This is a genomic window from Bacteroidales bacterium (assembly GCA_035299085.1).
Classification (GTDB): Bacteria; Bacteroidota; Bacteroidia; order Bacteroidales; family UBA10428; genus UBA5072.
On sequence record DATGXG010000014.1, the window covers coordinates 44,935 to 65,377 of the forward strand.

18 protein-coding genes are annotated in these 20,443 nt (G+C 43.5%); 10 read left to right on the top strand and 8 right to left on the bottom strand.

Annotation, left to right across the window (positions count from 1 at the left end; all coding sequences use genetic code 11):
- Positions 1 to 22: 22 nt before the first annotated feature.
- Together VK179_03795 and VK179_03800 are read left to right on the top strand one after the other, a co-directional pair.
- Complete coding sequence (locus tag VK179_03795) at positions 23 to 805, top strand: polysaccharide biosynthesis/export family protein (GenBank protein HLO57837.1); 783 nt, start codon at positions 23 to 25, stop codon at positions 803 to 805.
- Between the two features lie 15 nt (positions 806 to 820).
- The gene (locus VK179_03800) at positions 821 to 3,235 is read left to right on the top strand and encodes a polysaccharide biosynthesis tyrosine autokinase (protein HLO57838.1); all 2,415 of its coding nucleotides are present in this window, start codon (positions 821 to 823) and stop codon (positions 3,233 to 3,235) included.
- Here VK179_03800 and VK179_03805 read toward each other — a convergent pair.
- Positions 3,219 to 3,689, bottom strand: coding sequence for a type I restriction enzyme HsdR N-terminal domain-containing protein (locus VK179_03805; protein ID HLO57839.1), 471 nt, complete (start codon positions 3,687 to 3,689; stop codon positions 3,219 to 3,221). The genes VK179_03800 and VK179_03805 overlap by 17 nt on opposite strands.
- A 60-nt stretch (positions 3,690 to 3,749) precedes the next feature.
- Here VK179_03805 and holA point away from each other — a divergent pair, with 60 nt between their 5' ends.
- Both holA and VK179_03815 read left to right on the top strand, forming a co-directional pair.
- Positions 3,750 to 4,745, top strand: a complete 996-nt coding sequence (holA, locus tag VK179_03810) for a DNA polymerase III subunit delta (GenBank protein HLO57840.1) — start codon at positions 3,750 to 3,752, stop codon at positions 4,743 to 4,745.
- A gap of 17 nt (positions 4,746 to 4,762) precedes the next feature.
- Positions 4,763 to 5,389, top strand: coding sequence for a rhomboid family intramembrane serine protease (locus VK179_03815; GenBank protein HLO57841.1), 627 nt, complete (start codon positions 4,763 to 4,765; stop codon positions 5,387 to 5,389).
- 3 nt (positions 5,390 to 5,392) lie between these two features.
- On the opposite strand, the gene VK179_03820 is transcribed toward VK179_03815, so the two are convergent.
- The gene (locus VK179_03820) at positions 5,393 to 5,980 is read right to left on the bottom strand and encodes a YqgE/AlgH family protein (GenBank protein ID HLO57842.1); all 588 of its coding nucleotides are present in this window, start codon (positions 5,978 to 5,980) and stop codon (positions 5,393 to 5,395) included.
- Between the two features lie 316 nt (positions 5,981 to 6,296).
- Between VK179_03820 and VK179_03825 the strand changes: the two genes are divergently transcribed.
- From VK179_03825 to VK179_03845, 5 genes are all read left to right on the top strand, one after another.
- Complete coding sequence (locus tag VK179_03825) at positions 6,297 to 7,082, top strand: hypothetical protein (GenBank protein ID HLO57843.1); 786 nt, start codon at positions 6,297 to 6,299, stop codon at positions 7,080 to 7,082.
- A gap of 6 nt (positions 7,083 to 7,088) precedes the next feature.
- Positions 7,089 to 8,159, top strand: a complete 1,071-nt coding sequence (locus VK179_03830; GenBank protein ID HLO57844.1) for a class I SAM-dependent methyltransferase — start codon at positions 7,089 to 7,091, stop codon at positions 8,157 to 8,159.
- Positions 8,160 to 8,163: 4 nt separating this feature from the next.
- Complete coding sequence (locus VK179_03835) at positions 8,164 to 9,711, top strand: DUF5597 domain-containing protein (GenBank protein ID HLO57845.1); 1,548 nt, start codon at positions 8,164 to 8,166, stop codon at positions 9,709 to 9,711.
- 84 nt (positions 9,712 to 9,795) lie between these two features.
- Entirely contained in the window at positions 9,796 to 10,035 is a 240-nt protein-coding gene (locus tag VK179_03840; protein HLO57846.1) for a hypothetical protein, read from the top strand.
- Positions 10,036 to 10,050: 15 nt separating this feature from the next.
- Positions 10,051 to 12,486 carry a thiamine pyrophosphate-dependent enzyme gene (locus tag VK179_03845; GenBank protein HLO57847.1) on the top strand — a complete coding sequence of 812 codons (2,436 nt, stop codon included), beginning with the start codon at positions 10,051 to 10,053 and terminating at the stop codon, positions 12,484 to 12,486.
- A 213-nt stretch (positions 12,487 to 12,699) separates the two neighbouring features.
- Here the strand turns inward: VK179_03845 and thrH are convergent, their stop codons facing one another.
- Genes thrH through thrA form a run of 4 tightly spaced genes read right to left on the bottom strand, consistent with a single transcriptional unit; the run spans position 12,700 to position 17,844 of the window.
- On the bottom strand, positions 12,700 to 13,311 hold the full coding sequence (gene thrH, locus VK179_03850) for a bifunctional phosphoserine phosphatase/homoserine phosphotransferase ThrH (protein HLO57848.1): 612 nt from the start codon (positions 13,309 to 13,311) through the stop codon (positions 12,700 to 12,702).
- A 38-nt stretch (positions 13,312 to 13,349) separates the two neighbouring features.
- Positions 13,350 to 14,720, bottom strand: coding sequence for a threonine synthase (gene thrC / locus VK179_03855; GenBank protein HLO57849.1), 1,371 nt, complete (start codon positions 14,718 to 14,720; stop codon positions 13,350 to 13,352).
- A gap of 18 nt (positions 14,721 to 14,738) precedes the next feature.
- Positions 14,739 to 15,404 carry a hexitol phosphatase HxpB gene (gene hxpB, locus VK179_03860; protein HLO57850.1) on the bottom strand — a complete coding sequence of 222 codons (666 nt, stop codon included), beginning with the start codon at positions 15,402 to 15,404 and terminating at the stop codon, positions 14,739 to 14,741.
- A 10-nt stretch (positions 15,405 to 15,414) separates the two neighbouring features.
- Entirely contained in the window at positions 15,415 to 17,844 is a 2,430-nt protein-coding gene (thrA, locus tag VK179_03865; protein ID HLO57851.1) for a bifunctional aspartate kinase/homoserine dehydrogenase I, read from the bottom strand.
- A 286-nt stretch (positions 17,845 to 18,130) separates the two neighbouring features.
- On the opposite strand from thrA, the gene VK179_03870 reads away from it, so the two are divergent.
- Positions 18,131 to 18,670 (top strand): hypothetical protein, encoded by a 540-nt coding sequence (locus tag VK179_03870; protein HLO57852.1) that lies wholly within the window; start codon positions 18,131 to 18,133, stop codon positions 18,668 to 18,670.
- A gap of 156 nt (positions 18,671 to 18,826) precedes the next feature.
- Here VK179_03870 and VK179_03875 read toward each other — a convergent pair whose 3' ends face one another.
- Positions 18,827 to 19,747, bottom strand: a complete 921-nt coding sequence (locus VK179_03875; protein ID HLO57853.1) for a TerC family protein — start codon at positions 19,745 to 19,747, stop codon at positions 18,827 to 18,829.
- A 117-nt stretch (positions 19,748 to 19,864) separates the two neighbouring features.
- Positions 19,865 to 20,440 carry a YdeI/OmpD-associated family protein gene (locus tag VK179_03880; protein HLO57854.1) on the bottom strand — a complete coding sequence of 192 codons (576 nt, stop codon included), beginning with the start codon at positions 20,438 to 20,440 and terminating at the stop codon, positions 19,865 to 19,867.
- Positions 20,441 to 20,443: the final 3 nt, after the last annotated feature.

Below are 20,443 nucleotides of genomic sequence, written 5' to 3' on the forward strand. Positions count from 1 at the left end.
CGCTAACTTTAAATACTTGGCTATGAAAATCAGTTTTACAAAGTTCATTACATCCTGGGCACACATGGTGCTCATTACTTCCTTATTGCTTTCTTCCTGCATATCACAGAATAAGGTTAAGTTACTGCAGGAAAAAACGGCTAAGCAGGCTACCACCGAATTTGCCAATGCAAAAAATACAACGTACAGGCTTCAGACAGGTGACCACTTGTATATTGAGGTATACAGCGTGGATCCGAAAACCAGCAAATTTTTCCAGACCGACTTTCCCGATCTGATGAATCCTACCTACCTCTACCTTAAAAGTTATTCCGTGGATGAATTCGGATATATTAATTTTTCATTCGTGGACAAACTGTTTGTTAAAGGGCTTACTGTGGCTGAGGTAAAAGAGCAGATCCAAAAGACGCTAAACGAATATTTCAAGGAATCAAATGCCGTTGTGAAACTGGTGAACTTTGAAGTATCAGTAATCGGAGAAGTGAATAACCCCGGCAGTTTCACCATTTACAGGGACCAGCTTAACCTTTTCCAGGCACTCGGTTTGGCAGGTGGTATGAAAGATTTCGGAAATCCTAAAAAAATAAAACTGGTACGTCAGACTCAGACCGGTTCAAACCTGGTTGAACTTGATTTATCGGACAATAAAATCCTTGAGTCGCCCTATTTCTACATGCAACCGAATGACATCGTATATGTTGAGCCTTTAAACGCCAAGTCGTGGTCGTATTCAAGGTTTCCGTATGAAACAATTCTTGTGCTGATATCCACAGCTCTCGTAGGCTACAACATTCTTATAAAATAGGTCTCAAGCCGGAAAATGATGAGCGACGAGCGTTATGTTGATTTTGAGGCGGAGGATTCGATCGACATCAAGGCATTTCTGATAAAATGTCTTCGTTATTGGTATGTTTTCGGTGCAGTTTTGATAGTTGCCCTATGCATAGCCATAGTAATCAACCGGTTTAGCGAGCCGGTTTACAGGGTAACTTCGAGGCTGCTCATTAAGGACGAGGAAAATCCTCTCGACCCGCAAAACTTCATTGGCGCTTCTCTCTACGGCAATCCTTACAAGCTGCAGAATGAAATCGGGATGCTGCAGTCCAAAAGCCTTACCCGGCGTACACTGAAGAATCTTGATTTTTATGTTTCAAGCTTTGAAGAAACCCGCTTCAAATCAATTGATCTGTATAAAAGCGCCCCGTTTGTCATTCAGTTGGATACGGGTTTCGACCAGTCACTGGGCGTTAAATTTAATCTGAAATTTATAAACGATACCCTGCTTTATATAGATGCCCTTGAAAAGCAGGTGGTATCGCACAATTTCAGGACGAACAGCAATACGGGCATCATAGATAATTTTCACTTTTCCGATACGGTTGCTTTTGGTGAATTGTGCGGAAACCGGTACTGCCGGTTCAGGGTCATGCCAAATTTCCAGATGCTTCACCTGATAAAGGAACATCGCTTGTATTCATTCCGGATCAATAGCCTGTCACAGCTTGTAAATCAATACAGGATCAGTGACATTGAGGCCGAAAAAAACTCTTCAATCCTTAGTCTTTCCATCCGGTGCGGGAACATACAGGCAGGTACTGATTATCTGAATGAATTGGGCAGGGTTTTCCTTGAAAAAGGCCTCGAACGCGATGACCGTATTGCCACATCAACAATTAAATTCATTGATGACCAGCTGAAAGGAATTACCGATTCATTGCGTTTTTCCGAGGACAATTTGCAGCGGTTCAGGTCAACCAGGGGAGTTACAAACATCGACTACCAGGCTCAGCAGACTTATGAACAGATGGAGGAGCTTCGAAACCAGCAGGCACAGCTTATAGTCAAATCGAAATACTATAACTACCTGCGTGATTATCTTTTGAAAAACAACCAGGTAAACGACCTGATTGCTCCTTCATCCATGGATATCAATGACCCGCTTCTCAATAACCTGATTATAGAACTTACCCGTCTTTACGGTGAGCGAGCCGAAATGTCATTCAATTCAATCAGGGACAATCCATACCTGCAATCCCTTGAGGCAAAAATCACCGAAACAAAAAGGAACCTAATTGAGAATACGGACAACATTATTAAAGCTTCCGAAATATCGCTTAAAGAAATAGATTCCCGTATTTCAGGCATCGAATCGACTATTGATGAACTTCCGGCCAGCCAGCGCGAATATCTTGTCATTGAACGTAAATTCAAACTGAATGATGCCATTTACACCTACCTGCTAACCAAGCGCTCTGAAGTGCAAATATCAAAGGCTTCAAATGTTCCGTCGAATGAAATCCTGGATCAGGCTTCTTCAGATGATTTTGAGCTGGTATCTCCGAATACACGGATGAATTTTATTATTGCCTTCCTGCTTGGACTCTTTATTCCGGCCGTTTTTATCTATTTAAAAGATTATTTTAAAAACAAGATATCCGATAAGAATGAGATCCAGAAGCTGACATCGGTGCCTATTATTGGGCATATTCTTCATAATTCGTATAAAACCGGGTTGGTAGTGAATGCAGTTCCTTCATCTACAATTGCTGAATCGTTCAGGTCATTACGAACGAATTTCCAGTTCTTTACCAAGCCCGATGAAAAGAATATTATCCTGATCACTTCTATTATAAAAGGCGAGGGTAAAAGTTTTACATCGGTCAATCTGGGCAGTGTCTTTGCACAGGCAGGCAAGAAAGTGGTAATTCTTGATTTTGATCTTCGGAAAGCCAGGCTTGGACAGTATCTCGACATACAATCTGATGATGGACTGAGTCGTTTCCTGAGTAATCATATCAACCTTGAAAAGATCATTTTTCAATCAGGCATTGAAAATCTTGATGTGATACCTTCAGGTCCCATTCCTCCGAATCCGCTCGAACTGATTTCATCTGACAGAACTTCAGGGTTGTTTGAGGAACTTAAAAGGAGGTATGATGTGGTTCTTATTGATTCTCCTCCCATAGCTCTTGTTTCGGATGCATTGTTATTGCTACGCTTTGCCAATATCAGGCTGATTGTGGTACGGCAAAATTACACTCCCCGGTTGTTGTTTGAATCGGTGCTGCATGACCTTGAAAAGAGAGGCATTAATTCGTTGAACATTGTGCTGAATGACGACCGTGGGCCAATGAACGGCTATTACGGCTATTATGGCTATGGCGTCTATGGTTATGGCAATGAGGATGAAAAGAAGTCACTAAAACAACGAATCAGCGCTATTTTTGGACGATAACGGCCATCATGCTGCTATAGTCGGGAACATCATTCAGAAAGGCGTATTGCCTGTTCTGAAGATTAATCATGCAGCAGTAATGTTTAACCCCATTAGTGATGAGCATATAATTCGCTTTGTGCCTGTTATTATAACGGCCAGCCTGGTCGAAAACCTGCTGGTTGATTTCAACTCCGGGGGCTTTGCATTCAACAATCATCATGGGGTTACCCAGGTTGTTGTATATCAGCAGATCATAACGCTGGCGATTCCTGTTTTGATTGAAGCCTTTTTCGATGGATATCAGGTTGCGCGGAAAATTTTTTACCTGCACAAGAAAATTGATAACATGCTGCCTTACCCATTCTTCGGGGGTTAGCAACACAAACCGCCTTCGTATTTCATCAAAAATGTATTTTTTACCCCTGTCTTCCTTTAACCGGAACAAATATGTTGGTAAATTTAGCGGTTCCATTGAGAGGGGTTTATATTACAGTAAATATAAAGATTTGCATCATTAATCCATCAAAGAGGGATGACTTTTGAGGCAATAATGACTGAACTTAAGGCCGGGCAATACAAACCGGTTTATTTTCTTATGGGCGAGGAACCCTGGTTCATCGACGCCATAACTGATTATATTGTACAAAACGCATTAAGTGAGGCAGACAGGGCTTTCAACCAGCTGATCTTATATGGCAGGGATACCGATATGGGTACTATAATAAACTCAGCCAGGCGTTATCCCATGATGGCCACGCGACAGCTGATTGTCGTAAAAGAAGCCCAGCAAATGAAAAACATGGAGGGACTTGAAAGTTATCTCTCGGCACCCATGCCAACTACCATATTGTTATTTGCCTACAAATACAAAAAACTGGATAAGCGGACAAAAACTGCCAAAATTCTCAATGATAAGTTCGTTTTATTCGAGGCTGAAAAAATAAGGGAAGATAAGGTAGCTGCATGGATACTGGGCCACCTTAAAAGCAGGGGTTACCAGATTGAAGGAAAAGCGGCCACCCTGCTTGTTGATTTCCTGGGAAATGATCTTTCGAAAATCGTTAATGAACTTGATAAGCTCATGATTGTGCTGCCCGAAGGATCACGGCAGATCACATCGGATATTATTGAAAAAAACATAGGTATCAGTAAGGATTATAATAATTTTGAGCTAAACCGGGCCCTTGTTGCAAACAACGTATTGAAAGCCAATCGGATAATTCGCTATTTTTCGGATAATCCGAAAAATAACCCGTTTATCCTCACTCTTGCTTCCCTGTTTTATTATTTTACCAAGGTATTGTTGTATCATGGTTTGACCGATAAAAGCAGCGCTGCTGTTGCACGTGAACTTGGGATAAATCCTTATTTTGTCACAGAATACCAGCAGGCGGCCCGATTATTTCCGCTTTCGAAAACAAAGCAGATCATTTCATGGTTACGTGAATATGACCTCAAAGCAAAAGGGGCATCGCCTGCATCTGAGGGTGATTTATTAAAAGAATTGATTTACAAAATTTTACATTAACGAATACCTGTGCGCCAATGATTACCTATATATTGATTGCCTTTACCGCATTAGTTTCAATACCTGCTTTTAAAAACAACGACTGGTTTTACAAGCTTCAGTTTAATCCTTACCAGGTGTACCATCGCCGCCAATGGTACAGGTTATTTACACACGGCCTACTGCATGCAAACTGGACGCATCTTCTTGTCAATATGCTGGTGCTGTTCTTTTTCGGTCCCCGGGTGGATTATTATATTCAGCAGTATTTCGATCCAAGGCTGGCCGTGTGGCACAATGCCATTTTCCTGGTTTACTATTTTGCCGCTATTGGAATTGCTTCCCTAACGAGTTTGTTCCGCCATAAAGATGACCCGTGGTACAATGCGGTAGGCGCATCAGGAGCCGTTTCGGCTGTGTTATTTACTTTTATCTTTTTCAATCCCTGGGAACTGATTTATTTTTATGGTGTCATACCTGTTCCAGGAATCATAATGGGGGTGCTTTACCTGATCTATTCACATTACATGAGCCGACGCGAAAGCGACAACGTAAATCATGATGCCCATCTGTCGGGTGCGTTGTTCGGCTTTGTTTTCCCGCTCCTGATCGATATCAGCCTGATTCACGGTTTTATTGCCCGCCTGGCCAACGTTTCTTTCTAAGAGCTAATTCATCTGCGGGTTCTCAGGAAAATTTGACCACATCTGGAATTTTTTTCCGAGCCGTGTCAGTGTTTTATTCCAGTAATACTTGCTCATCGGGCTCATGATCTCCTCAGGGCGTATATCAGCAACTACCCAGGCATTATCGGTGAGTTCTTCATCCAGCTGGTTAGCCTGCCAGCCGCTATACCCAAGAAAGAACCGGATGTTCTCATTCGTAAGCATCTTCGACTCAAGCAGCCTTTTTATAACGGCAAATTCGCCACCCCAGTAGATATTATCGACAACTTTCACACTACCGGGGATGATATCACCCATGGTGTGTATATAATGCAAAGTATTTGTCTGTACCGGACCTCCCAGAGAAACAATAGCATTAACCGGTGGAAAATCGGACATCACTTCATTAACTTTCATGTTAATGGGCTTATTCAGCACAAATCCAACGGTTCCCTCTTCGTTGTGCTCAGTTATCAGTACAATGGAACGCTTAAAATAATTATCCATCAGAAAAGGCTCAGAGATGAGAATCCGGCCCTTCTGAGGTGAAAGCGTGTTCCCTGTCTGAAAAAAATCATAATGGATCTGCATAACATAAATCTTTACTTATGACTGATCAAAATTCATTCCATAGATCACTATAGGACAAATTTATAGTGACCTGTTGACTATTTTTCCCACAGACGTCTCAATTAGTCAGAATTTTTGAACAATTTTCACTACGTGAATTTAACCTGACAAATGTCATAATACTGGCAGCAAACTTTTTTAAAATTTTTCGAATCGGTTTAATTTTAGGTTTATTGAAGAAGGGGCTTCTCCAGGCCCCTTTCTTTTTTTACGTGATGAAAGCCTGCCTTTAATAGCTGTTGAATATTTTGCTATCTTGGGCAAAAATTGACAGAATATGAGATCAGCGCTATACATGCTTTTGCTTGCTTTTACTCTTTGTTTTTCATGTAATAAGTCCGAAAAGATTGAATACAACAAAGATGGTACAATAAGCAAAAAAACAATTTATACAAGTGACGACCGGAAGAACTATCGCCAGGTAGAATATCGCCAGGGAAAGGCCATTTCTGCAATTCGTGAATTCACTAACGGAATTCCCGACGGACGAAATTTCGATTATTACCCCAATGGCAATATAAAAACGGTTTTTTATTATGATATGGGCCGGCTCAACAGTATTGCAAGATCTTATGATGAACAGGGACTGCTTACCGATAAAGGACTTTTTATTAATGATAGCCTTGTAGTGAAAGAGGAATATTTCTATAAGGATGACCTCACAAAAGTTAACATTTTTTCAAAAAATACGGGAACCTTTCAGGAAGCCGGAACTCTGCTGTATAATAAAAGCGGCCAGGCAGGCCTGACCAACTCATTGTATTTTATTATAGCATCATCCGACTCAATTCCTGTGGGCGATAGTTTGAATGTACTTGTCAATTTCATTGCACATAAGGAGAAAGGCTCACGGATTGCAATTACATTAGGCCAGCTTGATGAAAAGCTGGCGTTCCTCACAAAAGAAAAAACATTTATAAGTGATTCCCTGTCGCTTTCTTTTCGTTTTAAACCAAAAAAGAAAGGATATAACCTCATACTTGGAAAATTGCTTTATACCACCGCAAAACCTGAAGCGCAGGTCAGGGAGTATGTGTTTTACCATGATTTCCTTGCCTATTAATACAATATGATCTCCTTTGATTCTGATATTCTTCGTTGTCCGCTCACCGGGGAGGATCTGCACTTAATCACAGGAGTTGAACTCACCGACATACTCAGTCGGTCGGGCGCACATACAGGAGAAGCACAAGCTTTCAAACAAGGTTATCAAAATACATCAGGTACATGGTTTTACCCTATAATGGATGACATCATCCTGTTATTACCGGTTTATGCCTTGTTCACAGGAACCGGTAAGGATGAAAGACAATCCATGCCTTTCGATAAAAAGAGAGTGTTCGAATACTACAACCAGATCAGTTACGATATCCGAGGGGGTCTTAAAGTATACAGTGACACCAACAGGTGGGTAGACTACCGGGAAGTGACGCGTAACTATATCAGGCATTCTTTTACCCGGGCAGGAAAATTCCTGGGCGGCGGAAAATACCTGCTTGATATAGCTTCCGGGCCTATCGGGCTTCCGGAATATGTGGCTCTTTCTGATTCGTTTGAATACCGGATATGTGCTGATATTTCGGTAAACGCACTGATACAGGCAAGGCAGAATTACAGTCACCGTAAGGGAATATATATTTGCGCCGATATAACCAATATTCCGCTGAAAGAGAATTCATGCGATGCGGTGCTGTGCCAGCATACATTATATCACATTCCGCGCGACGAACAGGCTACCGCTGTTAATGAAATGTACAGGGTTTTAAAGCAAGATTCAAGCCTGGCTATTGTGTATAGCATGTTTTACCGCAGCTGGTTTATGAATATTACACTACTGCCGGTCCAGTTGTACCGTATAGCCCGTCATTTCGGAGGCAAGGCCTGGGTTAGGTTAATTGGCATTAAACCAAGACTTTATTTTTATCCGCACAGTCTTTCATGGTTCAGAAGAAATTTCACTTTTGGTCATAAAGCTGAAATACACTGCTGGAGAAGCACAAATAAGTATTTCCTGAATACCTATATACACAAGAAATTGTGGGGCGAAAAAATTCTCGAAAAACTCATGAAACTTGAAGATGCGAATAACCGATTTCTCGCCCGTCATGGAGAATACCCTCTTATAATTATTAAAAAGTAATTATATGAAACCGTTTTTCCTTTTGATGCTATGCGCCTTACAGGCCATAAACCTGTTTGCTCAGCCGATGCCATACCTGGATAAGCAATCCACCCGAACCCGGATGATGGTTGACGGAAAGCCTTTTCTTATGCTGGCCGGTGAATTGGGAAATTCAAGTTCGTCAAGTGCCCGCTATATGCGCCCGATATGGTCCGACCTCAAAAAAATGCATCTGAATTCAGTATTGATCCCTGCTTACTGGGAGATGATCGAACCTGAAGAAGGGAAATTTAATTTCGAACTGATCGATAGTATGATTATGGGTGCACGAAGCAGGCACCTTAAAATTGTGTTCCTTTGGTTTGGCTCATGGAAGAACAGTATGTCGTGTTACGCTCCTCAATGGGTTAAGGAAAATCAGCAGCGTTTTCCACGGGCAAGGATGCATGACGGATCTCCTGTTGAAATTCTTACACCGTTTAGTAACGAAAACCTGGAGGCTGATATAAATGCCTTTACCGCCTTCATGCAACATATTAAGGATACCGATAAAGACCGAACCGTGATCATGATCCAGGTTGAAAATGAAATCGGGATGATTCCGGATGCACGCGACTATTGTGACCTTGCTGAAAGAGCATTCAATGAACAGGTTCCTGCCGGGCTATTGAAACTGGGAAATAAAAAGCAAGGTTCATGGGAAGAGGTCTTTGGTAAAGGACTTCAGACCGATGAGCTTTTTATGGCCTGGCACTTTGCTCAATATACCGGGAAAGTCGCTGAAGCAGGAAAAAGCATATATAACCTGCCGATGTATGTAAATGCTGCGCTCATAAGACAGGGTTATAAACCCGGGCAGTATCCCAGCGCGGGACCTTTGCCTCATCTTATCGATATCTGGAAGGCTGCTGCTCCATCAATCGATTTGTTTTCACCTGATATTTATTTCAGGAATTTTACCGAATGGGCTGCCCGTTACGACCTTCCTGGCAACCCGCTTTTCATTCCCGAAGTGGGAAATACACAAAGCATGGCACAGGCTTTTTATGCTTTCGGAAAACATAATGCAATCGGGTACAGTCCTTTTTCAATCGAATCCGTCTCCGACCCGGCCACAAACCAGATTTGCCGGGCCTATTCCCTGCTTGAACAGTTATCGCCGCTTATCCTGGAAAACCAGGGCACAGGGACCATGCAGGGTTTTTTACTGGACAGTGCATTGCAGGTTGTAAAGATCAGGCTTGGCAAATACCTGTTCACGGTAAAACATGAATATAGCTGGGCTTACGCAATAAAAACCGAAGGCGAAACTCCGCGTAACGGAGGACTAATCATCATGCTGGGGCCCGATGAATTTGTGATTGCCGGTACAGGTGTCATTGTAACGTTTGAATCTGTGGCCGACAAATCCCTTGCAGGAATCGGCACCCTGGATGAAGTACAGTACTTGGATGGAAAATGGATTTATGGCCGCAGGATGAATGGGGATCAGAGCCACCAGGGCAGGCACATGCATTTGCCCGGCGGAGACTTTACCATGCAAAAAGTAAATTTGTACCTGTATAAATAAAACGCATCGGTTGGAAATTCACTCGTGAAATGAACCCTCATAGCTCAGCGTTGTTTTATATCTTTGCTTTTCTATTTTACATTTATGCTTCAACTTATCATAATAGCATCCGCAATTGTTGGTCTGTCACTGATTTTACTGGGTATTAACATATACGTTTTTGGAAAAAAGTTTCCCGAAACCGAAGTGGGGAAAAATAAAAATATGATAAGGCTGGGTCTTACCTGTCCTTCTTGCGAAGAAAGAGCCAGGTACCGCAACTTGCGACCTGCCAGGATTAATGCAAAAACTCTGCGACCCGACTGGAAACTTTTAAAGAACTAAACGGGTTTGAAGTATATGATTACTGCGAATTCGCTTTCGAACCGACTGGTAAACCAAACGATTTCAAAAGAAGAAATAATCAGTGATTTCCGCCTTGCTTTAGTAAGCCGGCAATGCAGCCTGCTTGGACGCAAAGAAGTTCTTACCGGAAAGGCAAAATTCGGCATATTCGGAGATGGCAAGGAAATAGCCCAGATAGCTCTTGCAAAGCAGTTTAAAAAGGGCGACTGGCGTTCGGGGTATTACCGTGATCAGACTTTTATGATGGCTACGGGATTACTAACCGTTCAGCAGTTCTTTGCCCAGTTATACGGAACTACTGACAGCGAACTGAATCCGGGAAATGCCGGAAGGTCCTTTAACAATCATTTTGCCACCCACAATGTGGACGAATCAGGCGAATGGCTTGACCTGACAGGTCAGAAGAATTCGGCAGCCGATTTATCGCCAACGGCCGGTCATATGCCCAGGCTGCTTGGACTGGCACTGGCATCCAGGCTTTACAGGCAGAATCCGGAACTTAAACAATTCAAGGGAATAAGCATTAACGGCAACGAAGTGGCTTTTGGCACCATAGGTGATGCAAGCACCTCTGAGGGCGCTTTTTTTGAAACCATGAATGCTGCGGGAGTACTCCAGATACCTCTTGCAGTGGCAGTATGGGATGACGGCTATGGTATTTCGGTTCCAACTTCGGTTCAGACAATTAAATCAAGTATCTCCAAAGCGCTGAGGGGATTTGAAAAGGGTGAGGGGAATACAGGTTTTCTGATTTATGAAGTGAAAGGCTGGGATTATTACCGGCTGATTGAAGTGTTTGCTGAAGGAGTTGCAGTTTGCAGGCGTGAACATACGCCTGTGCTTTTTCATGTAAATGAACTCACACAGCCACAGGGTCACTCTACTTCAGGTTCTCATGAACGGTACAAATCGGAAGCCCGCCTTTCCTGGGAAGCTGAGAACGACTGCCTGGTAATAATGGAAAACATGTTGTTGAAGGAAGGCATCCTCAGCCAGGAAGCAATCGATGAATTGAAAGACATTGTGGCGGTTGAAGTGGAAGATACACGGTTGAAAGCCTGGAACGAATACCAGTCGTTTATCCGCGAAGAGAAAACATCGTTGCTTTCTATAATCGAGAACAGGTCGTGTACATGCAAAAGAGAGGGAATTGACAAAATACAATTGTATGCCAACAACCTCAGGCTGATAGAAAATCCCATCCGAAGGGATAACCTGAGTACGGCCAATAAAATTCTCAGGTACATATGCCACGATTGTCCCCAAAGAGCGCCGCTGAAAGAAGGGATGAAAAAGTGGATATCCTCCAATCTTCTTGACGGTTTCGAAAAATACAGCTCCCGGTTGTATAATGAAACAAAATATTCGGCAGTTGAAGTAAAACCGGTCTTACCGGTATATTCGGAGAATTCCCCTGTAATTGCAGGTCGCGAGGTAATCCGGAATAATTTCGACGCCCTTTTTGCCAAATATCCTTTCCTGGTTGCTTTTGGTGAAGATGTAGGCCGGATAGGAGGCGTCAATCAAACCTATGAAGGATTGCAGAAAAAATACGGCGAATATCGGGTTTTTGACACCGGAATCCGGGAAGCGGCAATTGCCGGTAAGGGAATAGGCCTGGCATTAAGAGGATTCCGGCCTATTGCCGAAATTCAGTATTTCGATTACCTACTTTATGCACTGCAGGCATTAAGCGATGATCTGGCCACATTGCACTGGCGTACAGCAGGGAGCCAGATAGCACCTCTGATTATAAGCACCCGTGGTCACAGGCTTGAAGGGATATGGCATTCGGGGTCTCCTCTTAGCATGGTAATCAATTCAATTCGGGGAATCCATGTTTGTGTGCCCAGGAATATGACCCAGGCTGCAGGTTTTTATAATACACTGCTCGAAGGACGGGACCCGGCGCTTGTCATTGAACCGTTGAATGCCTACCGTCTGAAAGAAGTCATGCCTGATAATCCCGGAGAGTTCAGGGTTCCTCTTGGTATACCTGAAATTCTCGAGGAAGGCGATGATATAACGCTGGTTACATACGGTTCATGTGTCAGAATCGCCCAGGATGCCTGCCGTCAGCTGAATGATTTTAATATACATGTGGAACTTATTGATGTGCAGACATTACTGCCCTTTGATCTGAAGGAGATCATTGCTGAATCGGTCAAGAAAACACGCAAGGTTGTCTTTTTTGATGAGGATGTTCCGGGAGGCGCCACTGCGTTTATGATGCAGCAGGTAGTGGAGGGACAGGGAGTATGGAAATACCTGGATACGCCACCGGTTACTTTGTCGGCACGAGAACACAGGCCTGCCTATACTACCGACGGGGACTATTTTTCCAATCCCAACTCAGAGGATGTTTTTGAAACGGTATACCAGGTGATGCACCGGGCAGATCCGGAACGATATCCGGATTTGGGAGTGTAATCAGGTTGGGCTCAGGCTTTGCCTGAGTCCAAATATGCAATTGGGCAAAGCCTGATTTAAAAATAGGCATACTGAAAAACTATCGTTGGAATTGGCGGTCAGACGAAGTTGAAAACTTCGCCTAGCTCACAAGAACTCGTAAACTGCTTAACCCCTAAACTCCTTAGCCCCTTAACGCCTGAACTCCTAAACCTCTAAACCTCTAAACAGCTATTACTTAAATCTTTCCTCTAAAAAGCTTTTCAGTTCTCCGTATTCATGGATTACCGGAAATTCGGGGTAGTCATTGATTACATTCTGCGGAGGCCTGAACAGAACGCCCTGGTCTGCTTCCTTAAGCATGTTGATGTCGTTGTAAGAGTCGCCGAAGGCAATCACTTCGTAATTCATACCTTTAAGAGCAAGGATAGTTTCACGCTTTGCATTTTTCTGCCGCAGGTTATACCCGTTAATAATGCCGTTGCCGTCCACTTCAAGCGAATGGCAGAACAGGGTAGGCCAGTCGAGCTGTTCCATCAGCGGTTCGGCAAATTCGACAAACGTATCCGAGACCACAATGAAGCGGGTAACCCGTTTAAGCCAGTTGATCATATCGGGGGCACCATGGAGAGGCCTGATGGTGGCGATTACCCTTTGTATATCGAGCAGTGTGAGATTTTTTTCCTTAAGGATCTTAAGCCTGTGATGCATGAGTTCATCATAGTCCTTAATATCGCGGGTTGTTAACCGGAGCTCAGGTATGCCGGTTCTTTCAGCTACATTGATCCAAACCTCGGGAACCCAAACACCTTCAAGATCAGAACATACCGCGTGCAGTTTCTTCATACCGGATTATTAATAAGGGAGCGAATATAGGAAATATTTTAAAGATAACGGCTGAGTAAATACTGTTTAAAGTCCTTATAATCATTATGAATCCTGTCAAATGATTCATCAAGCTTTTCAAGATCCTTCATGGATGCGGGTAATTCCGGTTCTATGCCAAGCAGGCTACGAATTTCCTGAGGGAATTTAGCAGGATGCGCGGTTTCAAGGCTGATAGCCAGTTTGCCCGGGGCTGAATCCCGGGGATTCTGTTTAAAATAGTACTGTAATCCTCCCCAGCCTGCAGCTCCGTGAGGTTCAAGTAAAACCCTGTGATTTCTATACACATCCCGGATAGTTTGTTCCGTTTCCGCATCGGTTATGCTCACCGTAAAGATATCCCTGTGCAATGCCTCCACATCAGGCTCGGTGGTTATAGTGCCTTTTTCATCCATTACACCGCCGTACAATGAAACCACACGAGCCATGTTGCTTGGATGTCCCACGTTCATGGCACTCGATATGCAATTTCGCGAGGGAACAATGGTCTTGTACTGCCCGGTTTTCCAGTACACAGGCACTTCATCGTTTTCATTGGTTGAAATAACCAGTTTACCTATCGGTAGTCCCATTTTTTTAGCGAGCAAAGCACCCATCATATTCCCGAAATTTCCCGAGGGTACCGAAAAAATGACAGGTTCTTCCGCATTCCTCGCCAGTTGTGACCATGCATAGAAATAGTAGAACGATTGAGGCAACAGCCTGCCGATATTGATTGAATTGGCCGATGAAAGTTTCAGTGTATCAAGGTCAGGATCGGTAAAAGCCTGTTTGACAAGGGCCTGGCAATCATCGAATTTACCGTTGAGCGAAAGAATTGTAATATTCTTTCTCAGCGTGGTCATCTGCTTGCGCTGCCGGTCGGTCACTTCATTTTCAGGAAAAAGGATAACAACCTTAATATTGTCAAGGCCATAGAAGGCATTGGCAATGGCGCTTCCCGTGTCGCCTGAAGTAGCCGTAAGGATAAGCATAGTGCGGTTTTCCTTCTGAAGGAAATGCTGCATCAACCGTCCCATCATACGGGCGGCAAAATCCTTGAATGAGGCTGTAGGTCCCTGGTCGAGCCTGAGAATATATTTCCGGTCATACACCTGTTCAAGGGGAACAGGGTAATCATAGGCGTCGGTTACAATCCGTTGTATTGAATCCTTATCGATTTCATCGCTCAGCAGGTGGCTGGCTATTGTGTTGGCGATAAAGGGATACTCCTTGCCGATCATGCTGTTAAGCTGATCCGTCGAAAGCGAAGGAATATGATCAGGAATATACAGGCCTTTGTCCGGAGCCAGTCCCTTAAGCAGCGCTTCACTGAAGCTTACTTTAACGGCCTTACCATTAGTCGAAAAATAGCGGATGCTGTCAGACATAAAAATCAGATTGGAGGGCTAATTTAGTGAATTGAGGTTTTCAAAATTTTTCTCTGTAAAATCCGACAGGGAAGCAATCTTAAGATCGGCAAAATCAAAGCGGGTCGACTTAAAATCATGGCTGTCGGGTACAGTCACGAGTTTCATGCGGGCAGCCTTTGCCGAAATGGCACCGTTGAAAGAATCTTCGAAAGCCAGGCAGTGAACAGGATCAACGCCTAGTTTTTTAGCGGCACCCAGGTAAAGGGCAGGGTGGGGTTTCCCGAATTCTTCATTTTCGGCAGAGCTGATGATTTTAAAGAATTCAAAAAGGTGAAATTTTTTCAGTGCGGTGGTGATCAGCTTCAACGGAGAAGATGAAGCAACAGAAACAGGGATTTTTTTATCAACGAAAAGCTGGAGGACATCCAGGAACCCGTCTTTCAGATCGGCGCGTTCAAGGATCAGGGTCTGCATGGATTCCATGATTTCTTTATAAAGCTGAAACGAACTTTTGCCTGTCCATTTATACACACCATACCAGTGCTGTATAGTGTCCTGGGTATTCAGTCCTGTTGTCTGCCTGCACAATGCGGGCGACAGATCGACTCCGACCGATTTGAAAACTTCCATTTCAGCTTCAACCCACAAAGGTTCTGAATCAATGATGATCCCGTCGAAATCGAAAATGATTGCTTTTATCATTTGAAAAATTTTATACGTTGGCAACCCTTATAATATCAGCAAAAACTCCTGCCGCAGTCACATCGGCGCCAGCTCCGTAACCTCTGATTACCATGGGTTGTTCGTGATACCTCAGGGTGGTGATGAGAATGATGTTGTTACTGCCTTCAAGCGGATACGCCGGATGCGACATGCCCACTTCCATCAGTTCAATGGAGGCTTTGCCGTTATCGAGCATCGCTACGAATCGCAGCTTCTTGTTTTCAAGAGTAAGTTTCTTTCGTCTCTCTTCAAATACTGAATCATATTTTGAAACCGCATTCCAGAAATCATCAGGAGAACCTTCAAAACATTCTGCCGGAAGAAAGGGAATAACGTCAATGTTATTGATTTCAAGCGGGTACCCGGATTCGCGGGCCAGGATCAGCAGTTTTCGTTTCACATCAGTGCCGCTGAGGTCAATTCGCGGGTCAGGTTCGGCGAAACCGGCTTCCATAGCCATACGGATGGCCTTGCTGAGTGTGATCTTCTCACTGATTGTATTGAAAATGAAATTCAGCGTGCCTGATAGAACGGCCTCTAGCCTGAGGATTTTATCTCCACTCCGGATAAGGTCGTTAAGCGTGCTGATGATGGGCAACCCTGCACCCACATTGGTTTCATACATGAACTTTACATTCTTCTCCCGGGCTGTTCTGCGAAGCATATTGTAGGACGTGTAGGAAGAAGAGCAGGCAATTTTATTGGATGTTACAACCGATACAAATGAATTCAGCACTTTCTGATAAGTGGCTGCAATGGTTGCATCGGCTGTGCAGTCAATGAAAACACTGTTGCGAAGGTTCAGGAACTGCATTTTCTGGATGAAAAGTTCGATATCAGCCTTTTCGCCGAGCTTTTCCATTTCTTCTCGGTAACCTGAAAGGTTGATTCCTTCGGGATTAAGCAGCATCAGTTTGGAACGGCAAATGCCAATCACATTGACCTTCAGATGATGATCACGCAACAGAATCTCCTGCTGGTTCTGAATCTGCTTAAGCAGATTTCCGCCAACAGTGCCGGCTCCCACGAGGTACAGATGCAACTCACGGTAATGCGAAAGGAAGAATCCTTCGTGAATAACATTCAGCGCTTTGTTAAGGCTTTCCTTTTTAATGACTATTGAAATATTCAGCTCCGAAGAACCCTGGGCGGTGGCAATAACGCTGATACCGTTGCGGCCAAGCGATGAAAACAGGTTGGCCGAAATACCGGGAGTGTTCTTCATCTGTTCGCCGACAATGGCAATGATTGAAAGATCTTTTTCAATAACGATATTCAGTTCGTTACGGACTTTTATTTCTGTTTCGAATTCAGATTGCAGTGCTTTCCATGCCCTTGATGAATCTCCCGGGTTCAGGGCAAAAGTGATGGAATACTCGGATGATGCCTGTGTAATCAGAATAATATTGACATCGGTGCGGGCCAGGGCACTGAAAAGTCGCGCCGAAATTCCTTTTACACCAACCATCCCAGCGCCCTGCAACGTTATAAGGTCAATATCATCAATGGAAGAGATTCCCTTGATCAGTGATTTTCCTGAATCGCCGGAACTTTTCGATATAAGAGTTCCCTTTCCGGCCGGATTAAATATGTTTTTAATTACGACCTCAATATTTCCCTTGTAAACCGGGTGGATGGTGGGCGTATAAACCACTTCAGCCCCGAAATGCGAGAGTTCCATGGCTTCGGCATAACTCAGCGACTCGATAGCCAGTGCTTTCTGAACTTTTTTAGGATCAGCGGTCATGAATCCGTCGACATTGCTCCATATTTCAAGACGTTCTACTTCGAGGGCGGCTGAAATGATGGCAGCTGTATAATCGGAGCCGCCACGGCCCAGGGTGGTGGTAACATTATGTTCGCTGCTGGCAATAAAGCCAGGAACAATGCCTGTTTTCCTGTACCGGTTAAACTGGGCACGGATAAGCCGGTTTGTAAGAGGAAAATTCACATGGGCATTGCCATAGTTATCGTCGGTTTTAATAAGTCCCTTGGCATCCACAACTTCCGCATTACTTATGTAATGGCTTATTATAAACGATGACATGATTTCTCCGAAGCTGAGGATCTTATCCTGTATTTTCGGGGTTACGTCGTTTAACTGGTAAATACCGTTTATGATACTGATGAGATCTTTCAGGAGCAGGTTGATACGGCTGGCCACTTCGGAACGTACAGGTTCTTCAAATAATTCGTTGATGAGGCCTGTATGCTTCTGTTCGATATCGTTGTGGATACGGAAGAAATTTTTATCCCGGGCCGCTGCCATTTGCGAAAGCTCAAGAAGCTGGTCGGTAACACCATGCAGTGCGGAAACAACAACGATTACCGGAACGGTTTGAGATTCGATGATCTCTTTTGCCTTGCGGATATTTTCAGCAGTGTCAATAGCATATCCGCCGAATTTGAGCACTTTCATAGGTCCGATGAATTTTTGATAAGAGCCCTTAAAAGTACTACAGAAAACCAGAATAATCAAAAAAGAATGGGAGAATGGAAGAATAGAAGAGTGTAAGAATGAGTAAACCAGAGCGTTAGAGAGTTATGTAAGAGCACACATAATAATGATTTTTATCAGGTTTCGTAACTTTTAAAAGAAGATCACGTTTTAAAAGGTAAACCAAAATTAAACCTCTCAAACCCTGATACTTCTGGATTACACTATCTTCCAATTTTCATATTTACTAATTAAAACCACATCTAACATGAAAAAATCAATGTTTTTATTTGCATTACCCATGCTTGCCGTAGCCCTTTTTATCGGTTGTGAAGGTGACCAGGGCCCCCAGGGTGATCAGGGCGACCAGGGAATCCAGGGTGAACAAGGTGTCAAGGGCGATCCGGGAACAGCCAATGTAATATATTCCGAATGGGCTGTACTTGATGGTGTTTGGCGAGATACAAGTATGTTCGGCGGCAATTTTAAGGTAAATCATCTTATTGCTGCAGATCTTACACAGGATGTGATTGATAATGGCGCTGTTCTTTGTTATACCCGGTATGCAGGCAGCGTAACTCCTCTTCCGTATTCAAACCTATCCTATACGTTAGCTTTTCAGCTTGACCCTGAAAGAGTTTTGTTTACTACGTTGAAACCAGATTTGAGCGGGGGGGTTGAATTGATCAATTCGATGGAATTCCGGTATATCATCATCCCCGGTGGCACAGCAGCCACAAAGTCGGCAGTGGATTTTAATTACATGAGTTACCGGGAAGTATGTGCAATGTTTAGTATCCCTGAATAGACGAACATATAAACCTGATTAAGTCCGCCAGCAATGAGTTGGCGGATTTTTTTATTCCTGGCCTCGACAAGCTCGGCACACCCAGTTGGCTTGCCGAAGCCCGTTTACCAATAATGAAATTACACACCCAGTTGGCTTGCCGAGGCCCGAGCCGGCTCATTGAGCCTGTCGCCTCTTTATCCTCAGCGACAGCACAACACTTCCTGCAATGACAAGGGCGATGAACAAAAGTGACCACTCAATGGGTAATTTATAAACGTCTACCATCATCATTTTAATTCCTACAAAAATAAGGACAATGGCCAGCCCGTAACTTAAAAGCCAGAATCGGTGAACCACACCGGCCAGGGCAAAGTAAAGGGAACGTAATCCAAGTATGGCAAAAACATTGGAGGTATAAACAATAAATTGATCCTGGGTAATGGCAAGAATGGCAGGGATGCTGTCAACGGCAAAAATAAGGTCAGTTGTTTCAATGAAAATCAATACAAGGAACAGGGGCGTTGCCAGTCGTTTCCCCTCCCTTTTAATAAAGAATTTGTCTGCTTCAAGACTTTGTGTGACCGGAACAAACTTCTTAAAAAACTTTAAAACAGGATTTTTACCGGGATCAATCTTCGCATTATTATGATTGAACATTTTAATCCCAGTAAAAATCAGCAAGGCACCGAAAATGTAAATAGTGAAATGGAATTTTTCAAGCAACGCCACACCGGCAAAAATAAAAATCACTCTCATGATCAGGGCGCCGATAATGCCCCAGAAGAGAACCTTATGCTGGTAGGCAGGCGGTATCTGAAAGTATGAAAAGACCATAATGAACACAAAGATGTTATCCACGCTTAATGCCTTTTCAACCAGGTATCCGGTAAAGTACTCCATCGCCTGCTGCTGTCCTTTCCAGAAATAAATAATTACATTAAAGATCAGTGCCAGAAAAATCCAAACAAATGTCCAGATCAGCGCCTCTTTAACCGACACATCATGACTTTTACGATGGAAAACACCGAGGTCGAGCGACAACATCAGAACGACAAATGCGTTGAAAATAACCCAGAAAATGATTGGTGTTGTCATAAATTGCTTTCTTATAAAGCAATATTATCCCTTTTTTTGTTTAAAAACAGGGCATAAATTATTGACATTATTGTTGAACCGACGCATTTGGTTAACTTCATTGGAATAATCTAAGATTCAAATAGTTTTCAGGTTTCTTTCTGCCGTTTCTACAATTTTCTCAATCCTCTTTTGCCTGGTTTCCGGCCGCTTCGCCTGCCTGAGCCATTCAAGGACCATTCTGCGGTAGGAGGGAGAAAACGCGTTGAAGTTTTTCAATGCTGTTTTATTGCTTTCGAATAACTCCTTTAAATCATCAGGGATTACAAGGTTTAATACATCGTTAAGCGCATCCCATGTACCGGTCTCTTTTGCCAGGTCAATCATTTTTTGTCCTGCCGCGGTCATCATTCCCTGGCTAATCATTCTTTCGGCCCGCTCCTTATTGATATTGCTCCAGTTGCTTTTTGGATTTCTGGGTGAGAAGGAGAGATAAAAGCTTTCATGATCTCTTTTCTTTGCTTTGCTGTCAATCCATCCGAAACAAAGCGCTTCTTCCATGGCTTCATCAATCTTTACAGAGGGAACACCGCTCTTCTTATGATAGATTACGAGCCATACCTTGCTTTCACTCAGATGATTTTTATTGAGCCAGTTCCGCCATTCCTCCCTGTCAGCAGCACTTACTGCTTTTTTCCCTTCGAATACTTCCATACT

Coding starts and splice junctions, on each gene's coding strand:
- VK179_03875 (HLO57853.1), bottom strand. CDS start 19,747: ATGACAACACCAATCATTTTCTGGGTTATTTTCAACGCATTTGTCGTT.
- VK179_03800 (HLO57838.1), top strand. CDS start 821: ATGATGAGCGACGAGCGTTATGTTGATTTTGAGGCGGAGGATTCGATC.
- thrH (HLO57848.1), bottom strand. CDS start 13,311: ATGAAGAAACTGCACGCGGTATGTTCTGATCTTGAAGGTGTTTGGGTT.
- holA (HLO57840.1), top strand. CDS start 3,750: ATGACTTTTGAGGCAATAATGACTGAACTTAAGGCCGGGCAATACAAA.
- VK179_03830 (HLO57844.1), top strand. CDS start 7,089: ATGATCTCCTTTGATTCTGATATTCTTCGTTGTCCGCTCACCGGGGAG.
- VK179_03815 (HLO57841.1), top strand. CDS start 4,763: ATGATTACCTATATATTGATTGCCTTTACCGCATTAGTTTCAATACCT.
- VK179_03880 (HLO57854.1), bottom strand. CDS start 20,440: ATGGAAGTATTCGAAGGGAAAAAAGCAGTAAGTGCTGCTGACAGGGAG.
- VK179_03805 (HLO57839.1), bottom strand. CDS start 3,689: ATGGAACCGCTAAATTTACCAACATATTTGTTCCGGTTAAAGGAAGAC.
- VK179_03845 (HLO57847.1), top strand. CDS start 10,051: ATGATTACTGCGAATTCGCTTTCGAACCGACTGGTAAACCAAACGATT.
- VK179_03840 (HLO57846.1), top strand. CDS start 9,796: ATGCTTCAACTTATCATAATAGCATCCGCAATTGTTGGTCTGTCACTG.
- thrA (HLO57851.1), bottom strand. CDS start 17,844: ATGAAAGTGCTCAAATTCGGCGGATATGCTATTGACACTGCTGAAAAT.
- VK179_03825 (HLO57843.1), top strand. CDS start 6,297: ATGAGATCAGCGCTATACATGCTTTTGCTTGCTTTTACTCTTTGTTTT.
- VK179_03835 (HLO57845.1), top strand. CDS start 8,164: ATGAAACCGTTTTTCCTTTTGATGCTATGCGCCTTACAGGCCATAAAC.
- hxpB (HLO57850.1), bottom strand. CDS start 15,404: ATGATAAAAGCAATCATTTTCGATTTCGACGGGATCATCATTGATTCA.
- VK179_03870 (HLO57852.1), top strand. CDS start 18,131: ATGAAAAAATCAATGTTTTTATTTGCATTACCCATGCTTGCCGTAGCC.
- VK179_03820 (HLO57842.1), bottom strand. CDS start 5,980: ATGCAGATCCATTATGATTTTTTTCAGACAGGGAACACGCTTTCACCT.
- thrC (HLO57849.1), bottom strand. CDS start 14,720: ATGTCTGACAGCATCCGCTATTTTTCGACTAATGGTAAGGCCGTTAAA.
- VK179_03795 (HLO57837.1), top strand. CDS start 23: ATGAAAATCAGTTTTACAAAGTTCATTACATCCTGGGCACACATGGTG.